Source organism: Streptomyces sp. CLCI03, assembly GCF_053615355.1.
In genome coordinates this window covers 2,108,234-2,131,129 of the sequence record NZ_CM132132.1, presented here as the reverse complement: position 1 = coordinate 2,131,129, position 22,896 = coordinate 2,108,234, and the positions used below count along the sequence as shown (strand labels likewise).

Genomic DNA, 22,896 nt, shown 5'->3' with positions numbered 1-22,896 from the left:
TAGACTTCCAACATCCCCTGTCACCGTGACGCTGGAGCGACCCCATGGCCACCGACCTCGCCGGCCGTAGTTTTCTCAAGGAGCTGGATTTCACGGCCGCCGAGTTCCGCGGTCTGATCGAGCTGGCCGCCGACCTGAAGGCCGCCAAGAAGGCCGGGGTCGAGCAGCGCCTCCTCCAGGGCAGGAACATCGCGCTGATCTTCGAGAAGACCTCGACGCGGACCCGCTGCGCCTTCGAGGTCGCCGCCGCGGACCAGGGCGCGCACACCACCTACCTGGATCCGGCCGGCTCCCAGATGGGACACAAGGAGTCGGTCAAGGACACCGCCCGGGTGCTCGGCCGGATGTTCGACGCGATCGAGTACCGGGGTGACAGCCAGCAGGCCGTCGAGGAACTCGCCGCCCACTCCGGCGTCCCCGTCTTCAACGGCCTCACCGACGACTGGCACCCGACCCAGATGCTGGCCGACCTGCTCACCATGACCGAGCACACCGCCAAGCCGCTGGACCGGATCGCCTTCGCCTACCTCGGCGACGCCCGCTTCAACATGGGCAACTCCTACCTCGTGACCGGCGCGCTGCTGGGCATGGACGTACGGATCGTCGCGCCCCGGGCCTACTGGCCCGCCGAGCCGGTGGTGGCCGCGGCGCGGGAGCTCGCGGCGGAGAGCGGCGCCCGGCTCACCCTGACCGAGGAGGTCGCCGAGGGGGTCGCCGGCGCGGACTTCGTCGTGACCGACATCTGGGTGTCCATGGGGGAGCCCAAGGAGGTCTGGGACGAGCGGATCGCGGCCCTGTCCCCGTACGCGGTGACCATGGACGTGCTGCGCGCCACCGGCAACCCGGACGTGAAGTTCATGCACTGCCTGCCGGCCTTCCACGACCTCGGTACCAAGGTGGCCCGGGAGATCCACGAGCGGCACGGGCTCGACTCCCTGGAGGTGACGGACGAGGTGTTCGAGTCGGAGCACTCCGTCGTCTTCGACGAGGCGGAGAACCGGCTGCACACCATCAAGGCCGTGCTCGTCGCCACGCTCGGCCGGCCCGGCCGAGGTGACGCATAGTCATGCGCCGGTGGGGCCGGTCCGCCGCGCGGGCAGGGTGAACCACACGGCCTTGCCGTGCGGGGTGGGTCGGTGTCCGCAGTCGGAGCTCAGGCTCCGGATCAGCAGCAGGCCGCGGCCGTGCTCCTGCCAGGGGTCGGGCCGGTCGGCGTCCGGACGGGCCGACAGGTCCTCGGGCGGGCAGGGATCGCCGTCGTGGACCTCGACCTGGCAGCCCTCCGCCAGCAGTTGTACGACCAGCTCGATCGGGGCGCCGGAGCTGGTGTGCTCCACGGCGTTGGCGACCAGCTCCGCCGTCAGGAGTTCCGCGGTGTCCCGGTCCGCGGGCGCGTCGGTGTCGGCCAGTGCGGTGCGGACGAGGGCGCGGGCGAGGGGTACGGCCGCCGCCGTGTGGGGCAGGGCGATCCGCCAGGCGGAGGCGTCGGACAAGGAAAGGTCATCCGTTCCGGGGTCGGGGGGTCGGCTTCGGGCTCGGATCCGGGGAGGGAAAGTAGACATCCCACTTTCAACGATACGAAGTCGAATTCTCATTCCGCAGGCGCCCCCTGGATCCCGGATCCGACCCCCGACCGCCAAGATGTCGCGCTTCTGTGACGGCAGTCACGATCTGGTGATACCGTCGGTGGGGTGAGCCCCTTCATCGGTTCCACACCAGCGACCGAACGGTGGCACCACCTCCGGGTCACCCGGCAGGACGGCGTCGCCACCGTCACCTTCGACCGCCCCGAAAAGCTGAACGCGCTCACCTTCGGCGCCTACGCCGACCTGCGCGATCTGCTCGGCGAACTGTCCCGTGAGCGCTCCGTGCGCGCCCTCGTGCTCGGCGGCGAGGGGCGCGGCTTCTGCTCCGGCGGGGACGTGGACGAGATCATCGGCGCCACCCTCGCCATGGACACCGCCCAACTCCTCGACTTCAACCGGATGACCGGCCAGGTGGTCCGCGCCCTCCGCGAATGCCCCTTCCCGGTGATCGCCGCCGTGCACGGAGTGGCCGCCGGAGCCGGAGCCGTCCTCGCCCTCGCCGCCGACTTCCGGATCGCCGACCCCACCGCCCGCTTCGCCTTCCTCTTCACCCGCGTCGGCCTCTCCGGCGGCGACATGGGCGCGGCCTACCTGCTGCCCCGGGTCGTCGGCCTCGGCCACGCCACCCGCCTGCTGATGCTCGGAGAGCCCGTGCACGCGGCCGAGGCCGAGCGGATCGGCCTGCTCAGCGAGCTCACCGAGGAGGGCAAGGCCCACGTACGGGCCGCCGAACTCGCCGCACGCCTGGCCGCCGGCCCCGCCCTCGCCCACGCCCAGACCAAGGCGCTGCTCACCGCCGAGCTCGACATGCCCCTGGCGGCGTCCGTGGAACTGGACGCCAACACCCAGGCCCTGCTGATGCACGGCCAGGACTACGCGGAGTTCCACGCCGCCTTCACCGGGAAGCGGCCGCCGGAGTGGAAGGGCAGGTAGCCACATGACTCCTGGTGCCATGCGGGTCGCCGTCGTCGGCGGGGGACCGGGAGGGCTCTACGCCGCCGCGCTCCTGGCCCGCCAGGGCCACACGGTGGAGGTCTGGGAACGCAATGCCCCGGACGACACCTTCGGCTTCGGCGTGGTGCTCTCCGACGAGACCCTCGGCGGCATCGAGCGGGCCGACACGGTCGTCCACACGGCCCTGAGCGCGGAGTTCGTGCGCTGGGACGACGTGGACATCGTGCACCGCGGCCGGCTGCTGACCTCCGGCGGCCACGGCTTCGCGGCCATCGGGCGGCGCAGGCTGCTGGAGATCCTGCACGAACGCTGCGCCGGCCTCGGCGTCCGCCTCCGCTTCCGCTCCGAGGCCCCGGCCGTGGCCGAACTCGCCGCCTCCCACGACCTGGTGGTCGCGGCCGACGGGGTGCACAGCGCGATCCGGGAGGCCGGCGCCGCGCACTACGGGCCGACGCTGACCGCCGGACGCTGCCGCTACATCTGGCTCGCCGCCGACTTCGCCTTCGACGCCTTCCGCTTCGAGATCGCGGAGACCGAGCACGGGGTCATGCAACTGCACGCCTACCCCTACGCCCGCCCGTCGCCCGACCACCACCCCTCATCGGGGCCCTCCGGGCCGCGGAATCAATTCGGAGCCTCCACGGTGATCGTGGAGATGCGCGACGAGGTGTGGCGGGCGGCCGGCTTCGACCTGTGCGACGAGGACGAGTCGGCGGCCCGCTGCGCCAAGATCTTCAGCGAGGCCCTGCGCGGGCGCCCGCTGCACGGCAACCGCTCCACCTGGACACGGTTCCGTACCGTCGTCAACACGCGCTGGTCGCACGACAACGTCGTCCTGCTCGGCGACGCGGCGCACACCGCCCACTTCTCCATCGGCTCCGGCACCAAACTCGCCGTGGAGGACGCGCTCGCCCTCGCCGAAGCGGTGGGCGCCGCACCGGACGACGTCCCGGCCGCCCTCGCCGCGTACGAGACGGCCCGCCGCCCGGCGGTCGCCAGCACCCAGCGGGCGGCGGCCGCAAGCCGACAGTGGTTCGAGGAGATCGCCGGATACGTCGACCAGCCCGCCCGGCAGTTCGCCTTCAACCTCCTCACCCGCAGCCGCCGGGTCACCCACGACAACCTCCGGCTGCGCGACGCACGCTTCACCCGAGCGGTGGAGAAGGACTTCGGCTGCCCGGACGGCACCCCGGCGATGTTCACCCCCTTCACCCTGCGGGGCCTGACCCTGCGCAACCGGGTCGTCGTCTCGCCCATGGACATGTACGCGGCCCAGGAAGGCGTGCCCGGCGACTTCCACCTCGTGCACCTGGGGGCACGCGCCCTCGGCGGCCCCGGCCTGGTGATGACGGAGATGGTCTGCGTGTCCGCCGAAGGCCGGATCACCCCCGGCTGCACCGGCCTCTACACCCAGGAGCAGACGCTCGCCTGGAAGCGGATCGCCGACTTCGTCCACACCTCGGCGCCCGGCACCGCCCTCGGCGTCCAACTCGGCCACGCGGGCCGCAAGGGCTCGACCCGGGTGATGTGGGAGGGCATGGACGACCCCCTGCCCGAGGGCAACTGGCCCCTGGTGGCCGCCTCGGCGCTGCCCTACCGGCCCGGCGTCTCGGCGCTCCCGCGCGCCCTCGGGCAGGACGACATGGTCGCGCTGCGCTCCGAGTTCGCGGCCGCCGCCGTCCGCGCCGCCGACGCCGGGTTCGACCTGCTCGAACTGCACTGCGCCCACGGCTATCTGCTCTCCGGGTTCCTGTCCCCGCTGACCAACCACCGTGACGACGAGTACGGCGGCTCCCTGGAGAACCGGCTCCGCTTCCCGCTGGAGGTCTTCGACGCCGTCCGCGCGGTGTGGCCCGAGGACCGCCCCATGACCGTCCGCCTCTCGGCCACCGACTGGGCCCCCGGGGGCACCTCACCCGAGGAGTCGGTGCGGATCGCGGCCGCCTTCGCCGCCCGCGGCGCGGACGCCATCGACGTCTCGACCGGCCAGGTGGTCGCGGACGAGGCCCCCGAGTACGGGCGCTCGTACCAGACCCCGTACGCCGACCGGATCCGGGGAGCGCTCGGCGTCCCCGTCATCGCGGTCGGTGCCATCTCCTCCTGGGACGACGTGAACTCCCTGCTGCTGGCCGGCCGCGCCGACCTCTGCGCCCTCGGCCGCCCCCACCTCTACGACCCCCACTGGACCCTGCACGCGGCCGCCGAGCAGTCCTACGAAGGCCCGGGCGCGCCCTGGCCGGCCCCGTACCGGGCGGGCAGCCGCACCCCGCCGACGGGCCGGGGCTAGCCGGCCGTACCGTCTCGGCGGTCCTGCCGGACCCGGGGGATCGCCGGGTCCGGCAGAGGAGACGCCAGGGGCGCGGGGCCGGAGCCTACGGCTGCTCGATCGGGACGAACAGGGCGTTGACGGTCCGGTTCACGTTCATGGTGAGCTGGTAGTTCGGGTTGTTCCCCTCCAGCTCGACACCGTCCACGGCCCAGGCGTCGAAGCGGAAACCGGCGTTGGGGACGGTGGTGACGGTGACCTGCGTGCCAGGGTCGTACGGACCGTACTCGCTGACCCGGACCGTGCCCGCGCCCACGGGGTCGTGCAGCAGGGTGAGGGAGGTGCGGTTGGTGACGAGGGAGGCCCGGTGACCGGCCAGGGTGTCCGCGTTCTGGAAGGCGACGGCGGCGTTGTTGTTCTGCGCGTTGCCCAGGATCTGACCGTTCCAGGTGCGCTCCGGGGTCGAGTACGAGTTGACCACGTTGCAGGCCTGGGGGCAGGCGTTGGAGTAGGCCATGAGCGTGCGGTGCTGGCCGTTGGGCGTGACCCAGCCGTAGTTGAACGTGCCCGCCGGGGTGGCGCCGCCCTGGCGGGTGACCGTCAGACGGTCGTGCTTCATGCCGAAGTTGTGGCCGATCTCGTGGGCGAGGTTCTCCCAGGCCGTCACGGACCGGCGGTCGGGCCGAGGTTCACCCGATCACGGTGGGGACCGGCCCGTCAGACCGCGACGATCTCGGTGCGGTCCTCGACCGGGGTGTAGCCCAGACGCAGGTACACGCCGTTGCTGGTGGCGTTGGCCAGGTCCGTGAAGAGGAGGACCTCGGCGGCTCCGGTCGCGTACGCCGCTTCGCTCGCCGCGTGCGTGACCCCGGCGGCGTAACCACGGCCGCGGTGCTCCGGCGGCGTGTAGACCGGGCCGATACGGGAGGCCGAGCCGAGCACGCGGGAGAAACCGGCCAGCGAGACGGGGTCCCCGGCCCGCTCCCACAGCACCGCCCCGCCGTAGGAGATCCGGTCGCGCAGCACGGGCTCGGAGGCGCTGCCCGGCACACCCGCTTCGGCCTTGAAGGCCGTGACCCACTCCAGCAGCAGCGGGAGGTCGGCCTCGGTGGCGGGCCGGGCCCGCCCGGCCGGGGCGGGGTCCGGAACGGCCAGGGCGGCCAGCCGGTACAGGCGCTGCTCCTCGGAGGTCCGGGTGGGCCGCCCCCAGGCCTCGGCCAGCACCCGGGCGTCCGCGCGGCGGGCGTTGAGCGTGCGGACCCCGGCGAGCAGCGGTTCGCCGGCCAGCTCCGCCCCCAGCGCGCGGACCGCCTCCTCGGGCACCACGCCGAGGTGCAGCGGGAACGGCGGGGTGCACAGCAGACCACCGGCGACGGCCCCGTCGGCCCCGGTCCACCAGCCGAAGAAGGGGGTGTCGCGGCCGTAGGCACCGGTGCCGCGCCGGGCCAGGGCGTCGGTCACGCTCAGCAGGACGGTGTTGGGCACGGGCCGCGCGGCCAGGGCCGGGCCCGCCGCGCGGACGAAGGCCGCCAGATCCGTGGTGAAGGTCCAGTTCATGGCCCATCGTGGCGCGGCCCGCGGTCGGCCCGCACCCGGATTTCCGCCCCGGTCCGCGAGCCGGCGGCCCGGGGAGCCGAAGCCGGCCGGTCAGGGGCGCGCGAAGCGCTCCCCGTCGGCGCGCAGCCGTTCGTGCAGCTCGGCGAAGACGGCCGCCGCCCGGTCACCCGGCCAGTCCGCCGGGAGTAGGTCCCGCGGCAGGCCCGGGTCGGCGTACGGCAGCCGGCGCCAGGTGTCCAGCGCCAGGAGGTAGCCCCGGTAGGCCTCTTCCGGGGTCGGCTCCGGGCCCGACCGCAGGGCGCGCAGAACGGGCTCGTGCAGGTCCAGGAATTCCTCGTGCTGTTTGGCCAGGGCCGCCAGGTCCCACCAGCGGGCCACCGCCTCGGCGGTCGGGGCGAATCCCAGGTGGGCGCCGCGGAACAGTTCCACGTACGGGGTCAGGTGCAGCCGCTCCAGGGTGTGCGCGGTCTCCTCGGCGAACCGGGCCGGAGCGATCCACACGCCCGGCGCCACCGCGCCGAAACCGAGCCGGGCCAGCCGCGAGCGCAGCAGGTGCCGCTTGTTCCGCTCCTGCTCCGGGACCGAGAACACCGCCACCAGCCACTCGTCCGACAGCTGCGGGCTGCCGTAGATCCGGCGGTCGCCGTCGTCCAGCAGCTGTCGGGCCTCCTCGGAGAGCCCGTACGCCGCCGAGCCGTCCGCCGTGCGCTCGGGCAGCAGGAAGCCGCGCCGCTTCAGCCGGGACACCGACGAGCGGACGGACGGGGCGTCCACGCCGGCCGCGCCCAGCAGGCGGATCAGCGCGGCCACCGGGACCGGGCCCTCGAAGGCCCGCCCGTAGGCTCCGTAGAACGTGACGATCAGGGATCGCGGGGTGTGCTGCTCGACCACGGGTTCACTCTAGATCCTGCGGGGCGGGTCGGGTCGGGCGTCGGGTTCGCGCAGCCGGAAGCGCTGCAGTTTGCCCGTGGCGGTGCGGGGGAGGGCGGGGAGGAAGACGAAGGAGCGGGGGCACTTGTGCGGGGCCAGTTCCGCCCGCATGAAGGTGCGCAGGACCTCCTCCGTCAGCACCGCGCCGTCGCGTGCGACGGTGTACGCCACCACGATCTGCCCGCGGCGCTCGTCGGGGAGGCCCACCACGGCCGCCTCGACCACGTCCGGGTGGCGCAGCAGGGCCTCCTCCACCTCGGGGCCCGCGATGTTGTAGCCCGCGGAGACGATCATGTCGTCGGCGCGGGCGACGTAGCGGAAGTAGCCGTCGGGATCACGGACGTAGGTGTCGCCGGTCAGATTCCACCCGTCCCGGACGTACTCGCCCTGCCGTGGATCGGCCAGGTAGCGGCAGCCCACCGGGCCGCGCACGGCCAGCAGTCCCGGCTCGTCGTCCGGGACCGGCCGACCGGCCCGGTCCACCACCCGGGCCTCCCAGCCGGGGACCACCCGGCCCGTCGTACCGGGCCGGATGTCCTCGTCGGCGGCGGAGATGAAGATGTGCAGCAGCTCGGTCGCCCCGATGCCGTTGATGATGCGCAGGCCGGTGCGCTCGTACCAGGCCTGCCAGGTGGCGGCGGGCAGGTTCTCCCCGGCCGAGACGCAGCGGCGCAGCGCCGACAGGTCGTACATGCCCACGTCGTACGGGCCCAGCGCGTCCAGCATCGTCCGGTAGGCGGTGGGCGCGGTGAACAGCACCGTCACCCGGTGTTCGGCGAGGGCGGGCAGCAGCCGGCGCGGTACCGCCTCCTCCAGCAGCAGCGCCGAGGCCCCGGCGCGCAGCGGGAAGACGACCAGCCCGCCGAGGCCGAAGGTGAAGCCGAGCGGCGGGCTGCCCGCGAAGACATCGTCGGGGCGGGGCCGCAGCACGGTGCGGGAGAAGGTGTCGGCGACCGCGAGCAGGTCGCGGTGGAAGTGCATACAGCCTTTGGGTCGCCCGGTGGTCCCGGAGGTGAAGGCGATCAGGGCGACGTCGTCGGCCGAGGTCGGGGCGGCCGGGAACGGGTCGGGGTGTCTCTCGGCCAGCCGGAGCAGATCGTCCGGGGCGGTGCCCCCGTACACGGTGATCCGCAGCCCCGGCACCTCCGCCTTGACCAGGTCGTCCAGCACGTCCGCGTGGCACAGGGCGTGCCCCACCCGAGCCATCGCGCACACCGTGGCCAGCTCCTGCGCGCGCTGCTGGGGCAGGACGGTGACGGCCACCGCGCCCACCTTCATCACCGCGAGCCAGCAGGCGGCGAGCCAGGGGCCGGTGGGCCCGCGCAGGAGCACCCGGTTGCCGGGGACCACGCCGAGGTCGGTGGTGAGGGTGTGGGCCAGGCGGTCCACCCGCTCGCGCAGGCCGCCGTACGTCCACACCTCGCCCGTGGAGCTGCGGAAGGCCGGGCGGTCGGCGCCCGCCGGACCGAATCGGGCGATGGTGGCGTCCAGCAGCTCGACCCCGCAGTTCAGGCGGTCCGGGTAGGCCAGTTCGGGCAGCTCGAAGACGAGCTCCGGCCAGGTGTCCGCGGGTGGCAGATGGTCACGGGCGAAGGTGTCGGTGTGAGCGGAAGGCTTGAGGTCCAAGGCGGGTCGCCCCCCTTGCGGCGGTCCGGGGTGGGGTGGAGCCGGCCGTGCGGTGGTTCCCCCGGCCGCGGCCGGAAGGTCCTTCCAGGAGCGTATCGTGATGGTGACGGCAGTCAACAGGACGCGATAGATGCGGGGATGTTCGGATGACCGGATTCGCGCTCGGGGTGGACCAGGAGGAGTGGTGCGGGCAGCTGCGCGCACTGGCGGCGGAGCGGCTGCGGCCACTGGCCGAGAAGGGGGAACCGGGGCGGGTCAACCGCCCGCTGCTGGCGGCGTTGGGCGAGCTGGGCCTGCTGGAGCGGGTGTTCGCCTCGGGCGCGCTCGAACTGTGCCTGCTGCGGGAGTCCCTCGCCTACGGTTGCACGGAGGCCGAGACGGCGCTCGCCCTGCAGGGACTCGGGGCGTACCCGGTCCTGCGGGCGGGCAGCGAGGAACAGCGGGAGCGCTGGCTGCCGGGGGTACGCGCAGGGCGGGCGGTGGCGGCCTTCGCGCTGAGCGAGCCGGGGGCGGGCTCGGACGCGGCGGCGTTGGCCTTGGCGGCGACGGCCGATCCGGCCGTCGACCCGGCCGCCGGTGGCGGCTGGCGGCTCAGCGGTGAGAAGTGTTGGATCTCCAACGCCCCCGAAGCGGATTTCTACACCGTGTTCGCCCGAACGGGCGAGGGGCCGGGGGCGAAGGGGGTCTCGGCCTTCCTGGTCCCGGCCGACCGCCCCGGACTCTCCGGCGCACCCCTGGACATGCTCTCGCCGCACCCCATCGGCTCCCTCACCTTCGACGGGGTGCCGGTCGGCCCGCGGGACCTGCTCGGCGAACCCGGGCGGGGGTTCCGCGTCGCGATGGACACCCTCAACCTCTTCCGGCCGAGCGTCGGCGCGTTCGCGGTGGGTATGGCACGGGCCGCGCTGGACGCGACACTCACCTACACGGCGGACCGGACCGCCTTCGGCGGAACGCTCAGCGACCTCCAGGCGGTGGCGCACCGGGTGGCCGAGATGGCCACCCGCACGGAGGCGGCCCGGCTGTTGGTGTACGCGGCGGCCGGGGCCTACGACCGCGGCGCGGGGGACGTCCCGCGCCGGGCGGCGATGGCGAAGCTGCTGGCCACGGAGACGGCCCAGTACGTGGTCGACCACGCGGTCCAACTCCACGGCGCGGTCGCCCTCCGACGCGGCCACCTGCTCGAACACCTCTACCGGGAGGTGCGGGCACCGCGGATCTACGAGGGGGCGAGCGAGGTGCAGCGCACGATCATCGCGAAGGAGCTGTACGCGGGGGTGGTGACGCGATGAGCCTGGAGCGGATCAATCCGGGAGAGCTGTCGCCCGCGACGGGCTTCTCGCACGCGGTCGCGGCGACCGGCACCCGGCTGGTGTTCCTGGCGGGCCAGACCGCTCTGGACGGTGCGGGCAAGGTGGTGGGCGAGGGCCTGCCGGAGCAGTTCGAGATCGCCCTCACCAACCTCCTGACGGCCCTCGCCGCCGCCGGCGGCACCCCGGCGGACCTGGCCCGGGTGACGGTGTACACGGTGGACGTGGCGGCGTACCGGACCCACGCGGCCGAACTGGGCCGCATCTGGCGGCGGTCGGCGGGTCGCGACTACCCGGCGATGGCCGTCATCGGCGTGGTCCGACTCTGGGACGACCAGGCCTTGGTCGAACTGGACGGGGTGGCGGTGCTCGCCTAGGGGGTGTCTTGTCGATCGGGGCGGAACAGGGCGCGGTGCCGGGCGCCGCGAGCCCGCCCTGATCGGCAAGACACCCCCTAGGGCTCCGGTGGGTCGGCCCGGCGGGTCGTCGGTGCCGGGGCGCTGCCCCGGGCCCCGCCGGGCGCTGCCCGGACCCGCGCCTCAAGCGCCGGCGGGGCTGGGTGGTGCGACTGCCTGGTTCCGTGCGCGCAGACGGCGGTACTCGTCCGTCCGGACGCCGCCCACGCCCCAGTTCTCCAGCTCCACCTCGTCGATGAGGACGAAGGTGGTTGCCGGATCCTTGTCGAGGACCCGGACCAGCAGGTCGGTCACACCCGCGATGATCTCGGCCTTCTGGGCGGCGGTGGCGCCTTCACGGGTGATCCTGACATTGACGTACGGCATGGTGAGGATGTCCTTCCGGTGGGGAGGGGAGAGGTGTCGGCTCAGGCGCGGCCGGTGACGTGGCCGCCGTCCACGCGCAGGGCGTGGCCGGTGACGAAGGTGGCGCCCGCGAGGTAGAGCACCGCCTCGGAGATCTCCGGGACCTCGCCGACCCGGTTCAGCAGGGCGAGTCCGCCGAAGGCGTCCACGTCCGAGCCCGCGTGCAGCGGGGTGCGGATGATGCCGGGGGACACGAGGTTCACGCGGATGCCGTCGGCGGCGAGTTCGGCTGCCAGGCTGGTCGTCAGCGCGTGCACCCCCGCCTTGCTGACCACCGGCGCGGAGGACGGGAAGCCTGCCAGCGCGTGGTCCACCAGGACGGTGCCGATGTTGACGATGCTGCCGCCCCGGCCCTGCGCGCGCAGCGCCCGTACCACGGCCTGGGTGGTGAGGTAGGTGCCCTTGAGGTTGCCGGTCAGGAAGCCGTCGAGCTCTTCCTCGGTGACCTCGGTGAAGGGCTTGGGGGCGAAGGTGCCCGCGTTGTTGACCAGGACGTCGATGCGGCCGAAGCGGTCGAGGGCGGTGCGGACGAGGGCCTCGCCCGTCGTCGGCTCGGCGATGGCGCCCGCGATCCACGCGATCCGCCCGGGGTGGCCGAGGGTGGCCGCGGCCTTGGCGAGGCGGTCGGCGTCCCGGCCGTTCAGGACGACATTGGCGCCGCTCGCGAGGAAGGCGCGGGCGATGTCCAGGCCGATGCCGCTGGAGGAACCGGTGACCAGGGCGGTCGTGGTCGTGGTGTCGTCGATGTCCGTGTGCGTGTCGGTCATGGCGCTGTGCCTCTCGTCGGTGTCGTCCGTCGGGGTTCCGACCGGCTGACACCACGAACCTAGGAGCGCCCAACTCATAACACCACGACGAACTTTGGATCGTGTGATAATCCCGGGTTATGGATGTGGATCTGCGTGACCTGGAACTCCTGGCCGCCACCGCCGAGGCCGGCTCGCTGACCGCCGCCGCCGAGCGGCTCTACGTGAGCCAACCCGCCCTCAGCCAGCGGCTCACCCGGCTGGAGGCCCGCCTCGGCATGGCCCTCTTCGACCGCAAGGGCCGCCGCCTGGTCCCCAACGCCGCGGGCCGCCGACTGCTGGTCGCGGCCCGCCAGGTCCTCGGCGAACTGGACTCGGCGGCCCGGGACCTGCGCGAGATCCGTGACGGGCGCGACCGGCGGGTCCGCTTCACCGCGCAGTGCAGTACGACCTTCCCGTGGCTGCCGCCCGTGCTCCGCGCCTTCCGCGAGCGGGCGCCGGACATCGACGTGCGCATCGAGACCGTCGCCGACGACGCGCCGATCCCGGCCCTCCTCGCCGACCTCGTCGACGTCGCGCTGGTCACCAAGCCGGACCTGCAGATGGACCGGGTGTCGCTGACCAGGCTGTTCGAGGACGAGATGGTGGCGGTGGTGCCCGCCGGCCACCCGTGGGCCTCGCGCGCGCACCTGACCGCCCGTGACTTCGACGGCGCCGACCTCGTCCTCTACGACTTCTACGACCAGAAGCGGATCCCGTCGATGCCGCTGCCGATCCCCGTCGGGGCCCGGCCGGCCCGGATCACCACCATGCCGGTGGTGACCGATCTGGTCATCGAGATGGTGGCCGGCGGCCAGGGCGTGACCGTGCTGCCCAACTGGGTGGCCGCACCCTACGTGGCCTCGCACGGTCTCGCCCTCGTCGCCATCGGCGCGCAGCCCCTGACCCGCACCTGGTTCTGTGCCACCCGCACCGGACCGCGCCCGCCGCATCTGGAGGCGTTCGTCGAGGAGTTGACCGCCCGGCTCACCACCCCGCACAGCGTTTAGGGGGCGTCCAGGAGGCGGCCCATCCATTCCTCGATCCCGGCCACCGTGCGCGGGAGCGCGCCCGACATCAGGCGGGCGCCGTCCGCCGTGATGACCAGGTCGTCCTCGATGCGGACGCCGATGCCCCGCAGCTCCGCCGGGAGGGTCTCGTCGTCGGGCTGGAGATAGAGGCCCGGCTCCACCGTCAGGACCTGCCCCTCCTCCAGGACGCCGTCCAGATACGTCTCGGCCCGCGCCTTCGCGCAGTCGTGCACGTCCAGCCCCAACATGTGGCCGCTGCTGCACAGCGTGTACCGCCGGTGCAGGTCGCCCTCCGCGTCCTTCAGGACGCCCCGGTCCGCCAGGCCCTCCGCGATCACCCGCATCCCGGCCCGGTGGAAGTCCCCGAAGCTCGCTCCCGGGCGCAGGGCCGCGATGCCCGCGTCCTGGGCGGCCAGGACCAGTTCGTACACCTGGCGCTGGACGGGGGAGAAGCGGCCCGACAGCGGGAGGGTGCGGGTGATGTCCGCCGTGTAGAGGGTGTCCGTCTCCACGCCCGCGTCCAGGAGCAGCAGTTCCTCGCCGTTCAGTCGGCCGTCGTTGCGGATCCAGTGCAGGGTGCAGGCGTGGGCGCCGGACGCCGCGATCGTCTCGTAGCCGGTGCCGTTGCCCTCCGCCCGGGCGCGCAGACCGAAGACCCCCTCGATCCAGCGCTCCCCGCGCGGATGCGCCAGCGCGCGCGGCAGGGCCCGTACGACGTCCTCGAAGCCCGCCGTCGTGTGATCGACGGCCAGCTGGAGCTGCGCCACCTCCCAGGCGTCCTTCACCAGCCGCAACTCCGACAGCGCGGAAGCGAGTTCGGGGTCGGAGGCCGCGTCGCGGCCCGTCGGTCGACCGAGCCGGTCCCGGTGCGCGCAGCGGATGCCGGTGAGGCGTTCGGCCTCCGCGAGGTCGGGCCGCCGGCCCACCCAGAACTCCCCGTACCGGCGGTCCCGGTAGAACTCCCCGTCCTCGCCCGCCCGCGGCGAGCGCGGCCGCAGGTACAGCACGGCCTCGTGGCCGTGCGGACCCGACGGCTCCATGACCAGGACGTGGCCCGCCTGGTCCTCGCCGGTGAGGCCGGTCAGCCAGGCGTACGCGCTGTGCGGCCGGAAGCGGTGGTCGCAGTCGTTGGAGCGGACCTTCAGCTCCCCGGCCGGGACGATCAGCCGCTCGCCCGGGAAGCGGGCCGAGAGCCGCGCCCGGCGGGCCGGGGTGACGTCGTGCCCGGGCACGCGGGCGGAGTCGGGCAGCGGGCTCGCCGCCCAGTTCCCCGCCATGAACCGGGACAACTCCGGTGACACCGGACGGTCGTGGCTGCCCGTGTTGAGGGGGGCGGGAGCGTGGGAGGAGGCGTCGGCGGGGGCTTCGGTCACGAGGACTCCCTCAAGAAGTTGTGAACTGGTGTGCGCACAGGTCTTGTCAGTGCAATTTCACATTACTATGTTACAGCTCACATCGCGGCACGTTAACCCCCGTCAAACGCCGTGTGACGCAGGGCAGTTCACGCACCACCCCCCACCTCACCCTCTCCAATCAGGAGTTCTCGGTGCTCAAGCACAGAGCTGTGCGCTCTTCCCTTCTCGCCTCCGCCGTGGCCGTGACCCTCCTCGCCACCGCGGGTCAGGCCACCACGCAGGCCGCCGAGTTCGCGGCCCCGGCATCCTTCACCGGCGCACAGGCCGCCCCGGCCGCCCCCGGCCCCACGGGGAACCCCTTCGACGAGGTCGACCGCCTGGCCGACCCGAAGGACAACACCCCGGCGCCGGCTCCGGCCCCGGGCGGGCAGAACATCACCGGGCAGGTTCCGGGCGCCGCGACCGCCGCCGCGCCCGTCGACGACCTGCAGAAGCGCGGGAGGACGGCCAAGGCGGCCCCCACCGCGAAGAGCGTCGCCGCGGGCGTCCCTTGCACCCTCGACGGGATCACCGGACTCACCCCCGAGCAGTTCGCCGACTTCCTCGCGGACCAGGCCGTGCTCGCCGACGGCTGTCTGCGCGGCCTCATCTGGACCTGGGACGCCCGCCTGACCCCGGTCATGTCGGACGCGCACGTGCAGGCCGTCTCCCGCCGGATATCCGCCCTGGCCGCCGCCCACGACGGCCGTAACCCCTCCCACCTGGAGGAGATGTTCACGTACCTGCACGCCGTCGCCTACCACGACTACTCGCGCCCCGAGATCGACGTCACCGACGCCCCCACCGTCGACGCCATGCGCCGCGCCATCGCCGACTTCGGCGCCGCCGCCCACACCTTCGACGCGACGCCCTCCAACGCCCGCACCCTGCGCGAGGCCCTCTACGCCGGCAGCGCGCCCGGCCTGCGTCAGCACCAGCTCGGCCTCATCAAGAAGGTCCTGGCCACCATGGACCCGGCCCACCCGGCCACCCACCTCGACGCCGGCTGGGGTGGCGCCGCGCTGGCCGCGCTGTCCGTCTCCTACCTGGGCGTCTACCCGGGCAACCAGGACGCGGCCTTCCACTCCGCCGTGGCCGCGGACCCCGCCTACCGCGACGCCTTCAAGGCCTTCGCCGGCTACACCCACCTCAAGGGCACCGGCAACGCCTGGGTGGTGCGCGACGCGCTGAGCGAGTACGCCCGGTTCGGCCAGGTCGAGGGCCTGCGGGACCGGGTCGTCGCCGACCTCGGCGCGATGCTCGGCCCGGTCCGGGCCGCCTTCGGCGACGGCAGCGAGCCGTGGGCCAAGATCGTCTCCTGGCTCAACGTCTACGAGGCCTGCAAGCCGTACGGGGTGTGCAAGGAGGACATCGAGAAGCAGCTCTTCCCCTCCACCTACTCCTACGACAACGGCGCCATCAAGGTCCGCACCGCCCTGGACCGGGCCACGGTCGACCAGCTCTACTACGCGAGCAAGCAGGTGAAGGCCCAGTACCACCGGGTGCTCGGCACCGACCAGCCGCTCGCGGGCGACCCCAACACCACGCTGAACATCGTGCTCTACGCCTCCCGCGCCGACTACGTGAACTACCACCCGATCCTGACCGGCTACGACACCAACAACGGCGGCATCTACATCGAGAACGGCGCCACCTTCTACACCTACCAGCGCCGCGTCCCGCAGGACTCCTCCCTCACCCTGGAGGAGCTCTTCCGGCACGAGTACACGCACTACCTCAACGGCCGCTTCGCCGTGCCCGGCTTCTTCGGCCAGGGCGAGTGGTACGAGAGCGACCGGACGACCGCCATGGACGAGGGCACCGCCGAGTTCTTCGACGGCGCCACCCGCGACAACGGCATCGCCGTCCGCAAGTCCCTGGTCAAGAGCATCATCAGCGACACGGCCGGCGGCGGCCCGCGCATGAGCGTCGAGCAGCTGCTGAACGCCACCTACGACGGCGACGGCTTCCGCTTCTACAGCTACGCGGGCACCTTCTTCGAGTTCCTGTGGACCGAGAAGCCCACGCTGCTGCGCGAGATGTACACGCACCTGCGGAACGACGACGTGGCGGCGTACGACGCCTGGCGCCACCGGATGGGCGCGGACACCTACCTCCAGCGCGACTACGACCGCTTCCTGGACGCGCAGATCGCCAAGGTCGACCAGCTCTACGTGCCGAACACCTCCTTCACCCCGAACGACCGACTGCGCGACGCCGCGCTCGCCTCGGTGAAGTCCTCCTTCGCCACGGCCACGCAGAACACCCCGGACTGCACGGAGAACGGCGACGCCGCCAAGCGCCGCTTCACCTGTACCGGTCGGATCACCGCGAACCTGAAGAACTGGCGCAACGGCGACCAGGTCTTCAAGGACATGTCGGAGACGGTCGACTACTTCATCCTCGACCGGGCGGGCGCGGCCTCCAACAACCTCGCCGACATGAACTGCTCCTTCGGTCCGGTGGAGATCTGGACCAACAAGGTCGCGGGCACCTCCAGTTACAGCTGTGAGGGCCCCCTCCGCGGCTGACCGGCACCCGGCCCGGCGCCACCGCCGGGCCCACGCCGGCCCGGCCCCGGACCGGTCCCGCATCCGAGGGGGGTGCGGGACCGGTCCGGGCGTCTGGGCAGGCCCTAAAGAATGTGACATATTACTGCCGTGCTCAAGAGACACTCCCTGGACGCCGTGATCATCGGCGCCGGCGTCGTCGGGGCGGCCTGCGCCTACTATGCGGCCCGCGCCGGACTCTCCGTCGCCGTGGTCGACCGGGGCCCCGTGGCGGGCGGCACCACCGGTGCCGGCGAAGGCAACCTGCTGGTCTCCGACAAGGAGGCCGGACCCGAACTCGACCTCGCCCTGCTGTCCACCCGGCTGTGGACCGAACTCGCCGCGGTCCTCCCGCGGGAGATGGAGTACGAGCCCAAGGGCGGGCTCGTCGTCGCCCCCGACGAGAGGACCGTGAAGGCCCTGCGGACCTTCGCCGAGGGCCAACGCGCGGCCGGCGTCGACGCGGTCGAGGTGGCGGCGGACGCCCTGCGTGACCTGGAACCCCACCTGGCGCCCGGCCTGGCGGGCGGTTTCCACTACCCGCAGGACGCCCAGGTCCAGCCCGCCCAGGCGGCGGCCCGACTGCTGGCCGCCTCAGGTGCCCAGGTGCACCTCGGCGAGGAGGTGACGCAGATCCTGCTGGAGGGGGGCGTCGTGCGCGGGGTGCGCACCCCGCGCCGCGAACTCCTGGCCCCGGCCGTGGTGAACGCCGCCGGCACCTGGGGCGGCCGCATCGCCTCCCTGGCCGGGGTCACCCTGCCCGTCCTCCCGCGCCGCGGCTTCGTCCTGGTGACCGAACCCCTGCCGAGGGTGGTCCGCCACAAGGTCTACGCCGCCGACTACATCGCGGACGTCGCCAGCGGCTCCGCCGCCCTGCAGTCCTCGGCGGTGGTCGAGGGCACCCCGTCCGGCCCGGTCCTGATCGGCGCCACCCGGGAGCGGGTCGGTTTCGACCGCACCCTCTCGACCGAGGCGCTGCGCCGCCTGGCCGGCCAGGCCGCCGCGCTCTTCCCGGTGTTGGCCGACGTCCGGGTGATGCGCGCCTATCACGGCTTCCGCCCCTACCTGCCCGACCACCTCCCGGCGATCGGCCCGGACCCGCGGCGCCCCGGACTGCTGCACGCCTGCGGCCACGAGGGCGCGGGCATCGGCCTGGCGCCCGCCAGCGGAGCGCTGATCGCCGCCGCCCTGACGGGGGCCGAACCGCCGCTCTCCCCGTACCCGTTCCGCCCGGACCGCTTCGCGGCGGCGCCGCTCGATCCCGACACCCCCGAGGAGCAGCACTGATGCGCAGCCCCCGCTCGCTGGTCGGCGGCAGCCCGGCAGCCGCGCACGAGATCACCTTCGACGGCCGGGAACTGCCCGCCCTGCCCGGCCAGAGCATCGCCGCCGTGCTCTGGGGAGCGGGCATCCTCGCCTGGCGGACCACCCGGGAGGGCGGCGCCCCGCGCGGCGCGTTCTGCGGGATCGGCAGCTGCTACGACTGCCTCGTCACGGTCAACGGCCGCCCGAACCAGCGCGCCTGCATGGTTGCGGCCCGGCCGGGGGACTCCGTCACCACCCAGGAGGGAACCGGCCGTGCCGACCTCGCCGTCTGAACCCCTCGCCCCCGCCGCCGGCGGGCTCGTCGACCTGGCCGTCGTCGGGGCCGGCCCGGCCGGCCTGGCCGCGGCCGTCACGGCCGCCCATCTCGGGCTCCGGGTCGCCCTGTTGGACGCGGGCGACCGCCCCGGCGGGCAGTTCTACCGCCACCCCGCCCCGGGCCTGGGCGCGGCCCGCCCCGAGGCCCTGCACCACGGCTGGGCCGCGTTCGCGACCCTCGAAGCCGCCCTGCGGACCCACGCATCGGCCGGCCGGATCACGTACCTCCCGCTCCATCACGTGTGGGCCGTCGTCCCTGCGGACCCGAGCGGACCGAGCGCCCCGACCGGGACGCGCACCGGGGAGGCGGGACAGGCCACGGAGTGGATCCTGCACGCCGTCGCCGGTCACGCCCCCGAGGAGGAAGCCGCCGCGGTCACGGCCCGGGCGGTGCTCATCGCCACCGGCGCCTACGAGCGGCAACTGCCCTTCCCCGGCTGGACCCTGCCGGGAGTGGTCGGGGCCGGCGGCGCGCAGGCCATGCTCAAGGGCGGGCTGGTGCTGCCGGGCAGGCGGGTCGTCGTCGCCGGGAGCGGGCCGCTGCTGCTCGCCGTGGCCGGGTCGCTCGCCGCCGCCGGAGCCACCGTGCCGGCCGTGGTGGAGGCCGCCGCCTACACCGCGTACGCCGGCCAGGTCCCCGCCCTGCTGCGCAATCCCGGCAAGCTCGTCGAGGGGGCCGGCTACGGCGGCGCGCTGGCCCGCCACCACGTCCGGCTGCTGACCCGGCACGCCGTCACCGAGGCGCACGGCACCGACCGGGTCGAGGCCGTCACCGTGGCCCGGCTCGACCGGGACTGGCGGCCGCTGCCCGGCACCGCCCGGCGGATCCCCTGCGACGCCCTCGCCGTCGGCCACGGGCTGGTGCCCCAACTGGAGTTGGCCACCGGCCTCGGGTGCGGGACCCGGCCGTCCTCCGACGGCACCGTCGCCCTCGTCCTCGACGCCGAGCAGCGGACCTCCGTCCCCGGCATCTGGTCGGCGGGCGAGACCGGTGGCATCGGCGGAGCCCAACTGGCCATGGTCGAGGGCGAACTGGCCGCGCACTCCGTCGCGGGCGCACCGCCCGGGGCGCGTCTCGTCCGCCGCCGGGCCCGGCTGCGGGCCTTCGCCGACGCGATGGCCGCCGCCCACCGCCCCGGCGAGGGGTGGACCGGGTGGCTCCGGGACGACGCCGTCGTCTGCCGCTGCGAGGAGGTCCCGGCCGGGCGGATCCGCGAGGCGGCCGACGACCTCGGCGCGCGGGACGCCCGTACGGTCAAACTCCTCACCCGTGCCGGCATGGGCTGGTGCCAGGGCCGGATGTGCGGCCCGGCCGTCGCGGCCCTGGCCGGGGAGGAGCCCGCGCCCGACCGGCGGCCGCTGTCCTGTCCGGTTCCGCTGCGCCACCTCGCCGAACTTCCGCCCGCCACGCACTGATCGGGGCGCCGGGGCCCTTGTGGCCGCCCCACACCCGCTAGTAAAATGTCACACACCACACTAGGGAGCTCTCACATGACCCACGCGCACACCCCCGCGCCCCGCACCCGCCCCTGGCACGGAATCATGGTCGCCACCGCGCTCCCGCTGCGCGAGGACCTCAGCGTCGACCACGACGCGTACGCCGAACACGTGGCCTGGCTGATCCGGAGCGGCTGCGACGGCGTGGTCCCCAACGGCTCCCTCGGGGAGTACCAGACCCTCACCGACGAGGAGCGGGCGCGTGTCGTGCGCACCGCCGTCGAGGCCGCGGGTGACGGCGCCCGCGTCATGCCCGGCGTCGCCGCCTACGGCAGCGCCGAGGCCCGCCGCTGGGCCGACCAGGCCGCCGAGGCCGGCGCCGGCTCCGTCCTGCTGCTGCCCCCCAACGCCTTCCGGGCCGACGAGGACGCGGTACGCGCCCACTACGCCGAGGTCGCCCGCGCCGGACTGCCCGTCGTCGCGTACAACAACCCCATCGACACCAAGGTGGACCTGACCCCGGACCTGCTCGCCCGGCTGTACGCCGACGGCTCGATCGTCGCCGTCAAGGAGTTCAGCGGGGACGTGCGCCGCGCGTACGAGATCGCCGAGCTCGCCCCCGGCCTCGACCTGCTCATCGGCGCCGACGACGTCCTCCTCGAACTCGCCCTCGCGGGCGCCGTCGGCTGGATCGCCGGCTACCCCAACGCGCTCCCGAACTCCTGCGCCCAGCTCTACCGGGCCGCGGTCGCCGGGGACCTGGAGACCGCCCTGCCGCTCTACAAGTCCCTGCACTCGCTGCTGCGCTGGGACTCCAAGACCGAGTTCGTCCAAGCCATCAAGCTCTCGATGGACCTCGCCGGGCGCCCCGGCGGCCCCACCCGCCCGCCCCGCTTCCCGCTCGCCGGCGAGATCGAGGCCGCCGTCCGCGCCGCCACCGAGAAGGCCCTCGCCGAGGGCCTCAACTAGTCACCGGGGGACCGCACATGCGCACGCGTCACGTCTACCACGCGGTGGACTCGCACACCGAGGGCATGCCGACCCGGGTCATCACCGGGGGAGTCGGGGTGATCCCCGGCGCCACCATGGCCGAGAGGCGGCTCCACTTCATCGAGCACATGGACCACGTCCGGACCCTGCTCATGTACGAGCCGCGCGGGCACTCCGCGATGAGCGGCGCCATCCTGCAGCCCCCGACCCGCCCGGACGCCGACTACGGCGTCCTCTACATCGAGGTGTCGGGCCTGCTCCCCATGTGCGGGCACGGCACCATCGGGGTCGCCACCGTCCTCGTCGAGACCGGCATGGTCCCGGTCGTCGAGCCGATCACCACCGTCCGGCTCGACACCCCGGCCGGGCTCGTGAGCGTCGACGTCCGCGTCGAGGACGGGGCGGCCACCGCCGTCACCCTCACCAACGTGCCCTCCTTCGGCGTCGGCCTCGACCTCAAGGCCGACGTGCCCGGCCTCGGCACGGTCACCTACGACCTGGCCTACGGCGGCAACTTCTACGCCTTCGTCGAACTCGATGCCCTGGGACTGCCCTTCGACCGCGCCCGCAAGGACGACCTGCTCGCCGCCGGGCTGGCCGTCATGGACGCGATCAACGCGGGCCCGGACCGGCCCGTCCATCCCGAGAACCCCTCCATCGCCGGGGTCAAGCACGTCTACCTCGCCGCCCCCGGCTCCGACGCCCACCGCTCCCGGCACGCCATGGCCATCCACCCCGGCTGGTTCGACCGCTCGCCCTGCGGTACGGGGACCAGCGCCAGGATGGCCCAGCTGCACGCCCGTGGCCTGCTGGAACTCGACACGGACTTCGTCAACGAGTCCTTCATCGGCACCGAGTTCACCGGCCGGCTGGTCGCGGAGACCACCGTCGGCGGGCTCCCGGCCGTGATCCCCACCGTCACGGGCCGGGCCTGGATCACCGGAACCGCCCAGTACTTCCTCGACCCGACCGACCCCTTCCCCGGAGGGTTCCTGCTGTGATCACCGTCCGCACGGTGGACTACCACACCGCCGGCGAGCCCTTCCGGATCGTCGACAGCGCCGCGCCGGGCATGCCACCGGTCCCCGGGGACACCGTCGCCGAGCGCTGCGCCACGGTCATCGGCCCGGGAGGCTCCGGAACCGCTCCGCGCCGGGGCGCGCTGGACGACGTACGGCGCCTGCTCGTGCAGGAGCCGCGCGGGCACGCCGGGATGTACGGGGGGTTCGTGGTCCCGGCCGACGACGACGGCGCCCACTTCGGCGTGCTGTTCTGGCACAAGGACGGCTACTCCACCGCCTGCGGCCACGGCACCATGGCGCTCGGGGCCTGGGCCGTGGACACCGGCCGGGTCGCCGCCCCGGACGACGGGGACGTCCCGGTGCGCGTCGACGTACCGTCCGGGCGGGTCACCGCCACCGTCCACCGGGCCGGGGGCCGCACCACCGGGGTCACCTTCCGCAACGTCCCGGCGGTGGTGGGCGCGCGCAAGGTGCCCGTCGCGACCTCCGTCGGGCTCGCCGAGGTGGACATCGCGTACGCCGGGGCCTGTTACGCCTCCGTCCGCGCGCGCGACCTCGGCCTGGACGTGTCCCGGGCGGCGCTGCCCGCCCTGGTACGGGCCGGACAGGAGGTCCGGGCGGCGCTGGCCACCCACCCCGCCACCTGGCACCCGGACGGCCCGCTGCTCTCCGGCGTCTACGGGGTGATTCTGTACGAGGAGCTGCCCGACACCCCCTTCGGACCGCACCAGCGCAACGTCACCGTGTTCGCCGACGGGCAGATCGACCGCTCGCCCTGCGGCTCCGGAACCTCGACGCGGCTCGCGCTGCTGGCGCAGGACGGGCGGCTCGGCCCGGGGGAGGACCTGCTGCACGAGTCCGTCACCGGCACGGTGTTCACCGGGCGGATGGCGGCCGGCGGGGTCACCGAGGTCACCGGCACCGCCCACCGCACCGGCGAACACGCCTTCGTGGTCGACCCGCACGACGCGCTCGGTACCGGATTCCTGCTGTGACG

At 73.7% G+C, this 22,896-nt stretch carries 21 protein-coding genes; 13 read left to right on the top strand and 8 right to left on the bottom strand.

Annotated elements, in window-relative coordinates; translation table 11 throughout:
- The first annotated feature begins 44 nt into the window (after nucleotides 1-44).
- Nucleotides 45-1,064, top strand: coding sequence for an ornithine carbamoyltransferase (gene argF, locus ACWG52_RS09660; RefSeq protein WP_161296107.1), 1,020 nt, complete (start codon nucleotides 45-47; stop codon nucleotides 1,062-1,064).
- On the opposite strand, the gene ACWG52_RS09655 is transcribed toward argF, so the two are convergent.
- Complete coding sequence (locus tag ACWG52_RS09655) at nucleotides 1,065-1,493, bottom strand: ATP-binding protein (protein ID WP_390139831.1); 429 nt, start codon at nucleotides 1,491-1,493, stop codon at nucleotides 1,065-1,067.
- 198 nt (nucleotides 1,494-1,691) lie between these two features.
- Between ACWG52_RS09655 and ACWG52_RS09650 the strand changes: the two genes are divergently transcribed.
- Both ACWG52_RS09650 and ACWG52_RS09645 read left to right on the top strand, forming a co-directional pair.
- Entirely contained in the window at nucleotides 1,692-2,519 is an 828-nt protein-coding gene (locus tag ACWG52_RS09650) for an enoyl-CoA hydratase family protein (protein ID WP_030712961.1), read from the top strand.
- 4 nt (nucleotides 2,520-2,523) lie between these two features.
- A complete protein-coding gene (locus ACWG52_RS09645; protein WP_389809470.1) occupies nucleotides 2,524-4,827 on the top strand; it encodes a bifunctional salicylyl-CoA 5-hydroxylase/oxidoreductase in 2,304 nt (767 codons plus the stop codon).
- An 85-nt stretch (nucleotides 4,828-4,912) separates the two neighbouring features.
- Here the strand turns inward: ACWG52_RS09645 and ACWG52_RS09640 are convergent, their stop codons facing one another.
- The 4 genes from ACWG52_RS09640 to ACWG52_RS09625 form a co-directional block, all read right to left on the bottom strand.
- A complete protein-coding gene (locus ACWG52_RS09640; protein WP_453128463.1) occupies nucleotides 4,913-5,473 on the bottom strand; it encodes an InlB B-repeat-containing protein in 561 nt (186 codons plus the stop codon).
- 50 nt (nucleotides 5,474-5,523) lie between these two features.
- A complete protein-coding gene (locus ACWG52_RS09635; RefSeq protein ID WP_389809465.1) occupies nucleotides 5,524-6,363 on the bottom strand; it encodes a GNAT family N-acetyltransferase in 840 nt (279 codons plus the stop codon).
- 90 nt (nucleotides 6,364-6,453) lie between these two features.
- On the bottom strand, nucleotides 6,454-7,254 hold the full coding sequence (locus ACWG52_RS09630; RefSeq protein ID WP_389809462.1) for a PaaX family transcriptional regulator: 801 nt from the start codon (nucleotides 7,252-7,254) through the stop codon (nucleotides 6,454-6,456).
- A 9-nt stretch (nucleotides 7,255-7,263) separates the two neighbouring features.
- A complete protein-coding gene (locus tag ACWG52_RS09625) occupies nucleotides 7,264-8,919 on the bottom strand; it encodes an AMP-binding protein (RefSeq protein ID WP_453128460.1) in 1,656 nt (551 codons plus the stop codon).
- Nucleotides 8,920-9,065: 146 nt separating this feature from the next.
- Here ACWG52_RS09625 and ACWG52_RS09620 point away from each other — a divergent pair, with 146 nt between their 5' ends.
- Nucleotides 9,066-10,211, top strand: coding sequence for an acyl-CoA dehydrogenase family protein (locus ACWG52_RS09620; RefSeq protein WP_453128458.1), 1,146 nt, complete (start codon nucleotides 9,066-9,068; stop codon nucleotides 10,209-10,211).
- Complete coding sequence (locus ACWG52_RS09615; protein WP_033217628.1) at nucleotides 10,208-10,606, top strand: RidA family protein; 399 nt, start codon at nucleotides 10,208-10,210, stop codon at nucleotides 10,604-10,606. The genes ACWG52_RS09620 and ACWG52_RS09615 overlap by 4 nt, the downstream gene beginning before the upstream one ends.
- A gap of 162 nt (nucleotides 10,607-10,768) precedes the next feature.
- Here the strand turns inward: ACWG52_RS09615 and ACWG52_RS09610 are convergent, their stop codons facing one another.
- Nucleotides 10,769-11,011: a tautomerase family protein gene (locus tag ACWG52_RS09610; protein ID WP_033217630.1), complete on the bottom strand. Its 243-nt coding sequence runs from the start codon at nucleotides 11,009-11,011 to the stop codon at nucleotides 10,769-10,771.
- Nucleotides 11,012-11,052: 41 nt separating this feature from the next.
- The gene (locus ACWG52_RS09605; protein WP_389809454.1) at nucleotides 11,053-11,817 is read right to left on the bottom strand and encodes an SDR family NAD(P)-dependent oxidoreductase; all 765 of its coding nucleotides are present in this window, start codon (nucleotides 11,815-11,817) and stop codon (nucleotides 11,053-11,055) included.
- Between the two features lie 119 nt (nucleotides 11,818-11,936).
- On the opposite strand from ACWG52_RS09605, the gene ACWG52_RS09600 reads away from it, so the two are divergent.
- Nucleotides 11,937-12,845: a LysR family transcriptional regulator gene (locus tag ACWG52_RS09600; protein ID WP_033217632.1), complete on the top strand. Its 909-nt coding sequence runs from the start codon at nucleotides 11,937-11,939 to the stop codon at nucleotides 12,843-12,845.
- Here the strand turns inward: ACWG52_RS09600 and ACWG52_RS09595 are convergent.
- Complete coding sequence (locus ACWG52_RS09595; protein WP_453128455.1) at nucleotides 12,842-14,239, bottom strand: aminopeptidase P family protein; 1,398 nt, start codon at nucleotides 14,237-14,239, stop codon at nucleotides 12,842-12,844. The genes ACWG52_RS09600 and ACWG52_RS09595 overlap by 4 nt on opposite strands.
- Before the next feature lie 173 nt (nucleotides 14,240-14,412).
- Between ACWG52_RS09595 and ACWG52_RS09590 the strand changes: the two genes are divergently transcribed.
- The 7 genes from ACWG52_RS09590 (at nucleotide 14,413) to ACWG52_RS09560 (ending at nucleotide 22,894) form a co-directional block, all read left to right on the top strand.
- Complete coding sequence (locus tag ACWG52_RS09590) at nucleotides 14,413-16,791, top strand: collagenase (RefSeq protein ID WP_453128453.1); 2,379 nt, start codon at nucleotides 14,413-14,415, stop codon at nucleotides 16,789-16,791.
- A 129-nt stretch (nucleotides 16,792-16,920) separates the two neighbouring features.
- A complete protein-coding gene (locus ACWG52_RS09585; RefSeq protein ID WP_390167553.1) occupies nucleotides 16,921-18,096 on the top strand; it encodes an NAD(P)/FAD-dependent oxidoreductase in 1,176 nt (391 codons plus the stop codon).
- On the top strand, nucleotides 18,096-18,407 hold the full coding sequence (locus tag ACWG52_RS09580) for a (2Fe-2S)-binding protein (protein WP_389809443.1): 312 nt from the start codon (nucleotides 18,096-18,098) through the stop codon (nucleotides 18,405-18,407). Before ACWG52_RS09585 ends, ACWG52_RS09580 begins: the two co-directional genes overlap by 1 nt.
- Nucleotides 18,388-19,866, top strand: coding sequence for an FAD-dependent oxidoreductase (locus tag ACWG52_RS09575; RefSeq protein ID WP_389809441.1), 1,479 nt, complete (start codon nucleotides 18,388-18,390; stop codon nucleotides 19,864-19,866). The genes ACWG52_RS09580 and ACWG52_RS09575 overlap by 20 nt, the downstream gene beginning before the upstream one ends.
- A 75-nt stretch (nucleotides 19,867-19,941) precedes the next feature.
- Nucleotides 19,942-20,856 carry a dihydrodipicolinate synthase family protein gene (locus ACWG52_RS09570; RefSeq protein WP_389809438.1) on the top strand — a complete coding sequence of 305 codons (915 nt, stop codon included), beginning with the start codon at nucleotides 19,942-19,944 and terminating at the stop codon, nucleotides 20,854-20,856.
- Nucleotides 20,857-20,873: 17 nt separating this feature from the next.
- Complete coding sequence (locus ACWG52_RS09565; protein ID WP_390167555.1) at nucleotides 20,874-21,878, top strand: proline racemase family protein; 1,005 nt, start codon at nucleotides 20,874-20,876, stop codon at nucleotides 21,876-21,878.
- Nucleotides 21,875-22,894 carry a proline racemase family protein gene (locus ACWG52_RS09560; protein WP_389809433.1) on the top strand — a complete coding sequence of 340 codons (1,020 nt, stop codon included), beginning with the start codon at nucleotides 21,875-21,877 and terminating at the stop codon, nucleotides 22,892-22,894. Before ACWG52_RS09565 ends, ACWG52_RS09560 begins: the two co-directional genes overlap by 4 nt.
- Nucleotides 22,895-22,896: the final 2 nt, after the last annotated feature.

What these genes read in the sequence shown, in the direction of transcription:
- argF (WP_161296107.1), top strand. Translation starts at nt 45, where the DNA reads ATGGCCACCGACCTCGCCGGCCGTAGTTTTCTCAAGGAGCTGGATTTC.
- ACWG52_RS09645 (WP_389809470.1), top strand. Translation starts at nt 2,524, where the DNA reads ATGACTCCTGGTGCCATGCGGGTCGCCGTCGTCGGCGGGGGACCGGGA.
- ACWG52_RS09635 (WP_389809465.1), bottom strand. Translation starts at nt 6,363, where the DNA reads ATGAACTGGACCTTCACCACGGATCTGGCGGCCTTCGTCCGCGCGGCG.
- ACWG52_RS09620 (WP_453128458.1), top strand. Translation starts at nt 9,066, where the DNA reads ATGACCGGATTCGCGCTCGGGGTGGACCAGGAGGAGTGGTGCGGGCAG.
- ACWG52_RS09615 (WP_033217628.1), top strand. Translation starts at nt 10,208, where the DNA reads ATGAGCCTGGAGCGGATCAATCCGGGAGAGCTGTCGCCCGCGACGGGC.
- ACWG52_RS09610 (WP_033217630.1), bottom strand. Translation starts at nt 11,011, where the DNA reads ATGCCGTACGTCAATGTCAGGATCACCCGTGAAGGCGCCACCGCCGCC.
- ACWG52_RS09605 (WP_389809454.1), bottom strand. Translation starts at nt 11,817, where the DNA reads ATGACCGACACGCACACGGACATCGACGACACCACGACCACGACCGCC.
- ACWG52_RS09600 (WP_033217632.1), top strand. Translation starts at nt 11,937, where the DNA reads ATGGATGTGGATCTGCGTGACCTGGAACTCCTGGCCGCCACCGCCGAG.
- ACWG52_RS09580 (WP_389809443.1), top strand. Translation starts at nt 18,096, where the DNA reads ATGCGCAGCCCCCGCTCGCTGGTCGGCGGCAGCCCGGCAGCCGCGCAC.
- ACWG52_RS09570 (WP_389809438.1), top strand. Translation starts at nt 19,942, where the DNA reads ATGACCCACGCGCACACCCCCGCGCCCCGCACCCGCCCCTGGCACGGA.
- ACWG52_RS09565 (WP_390167555.1), top strand. Translation starts at nt 20,874, where the DNA reads ATGCGCACGCGTCACGTCTACCACGCGGTGGACTCGCACACCGAGGGC.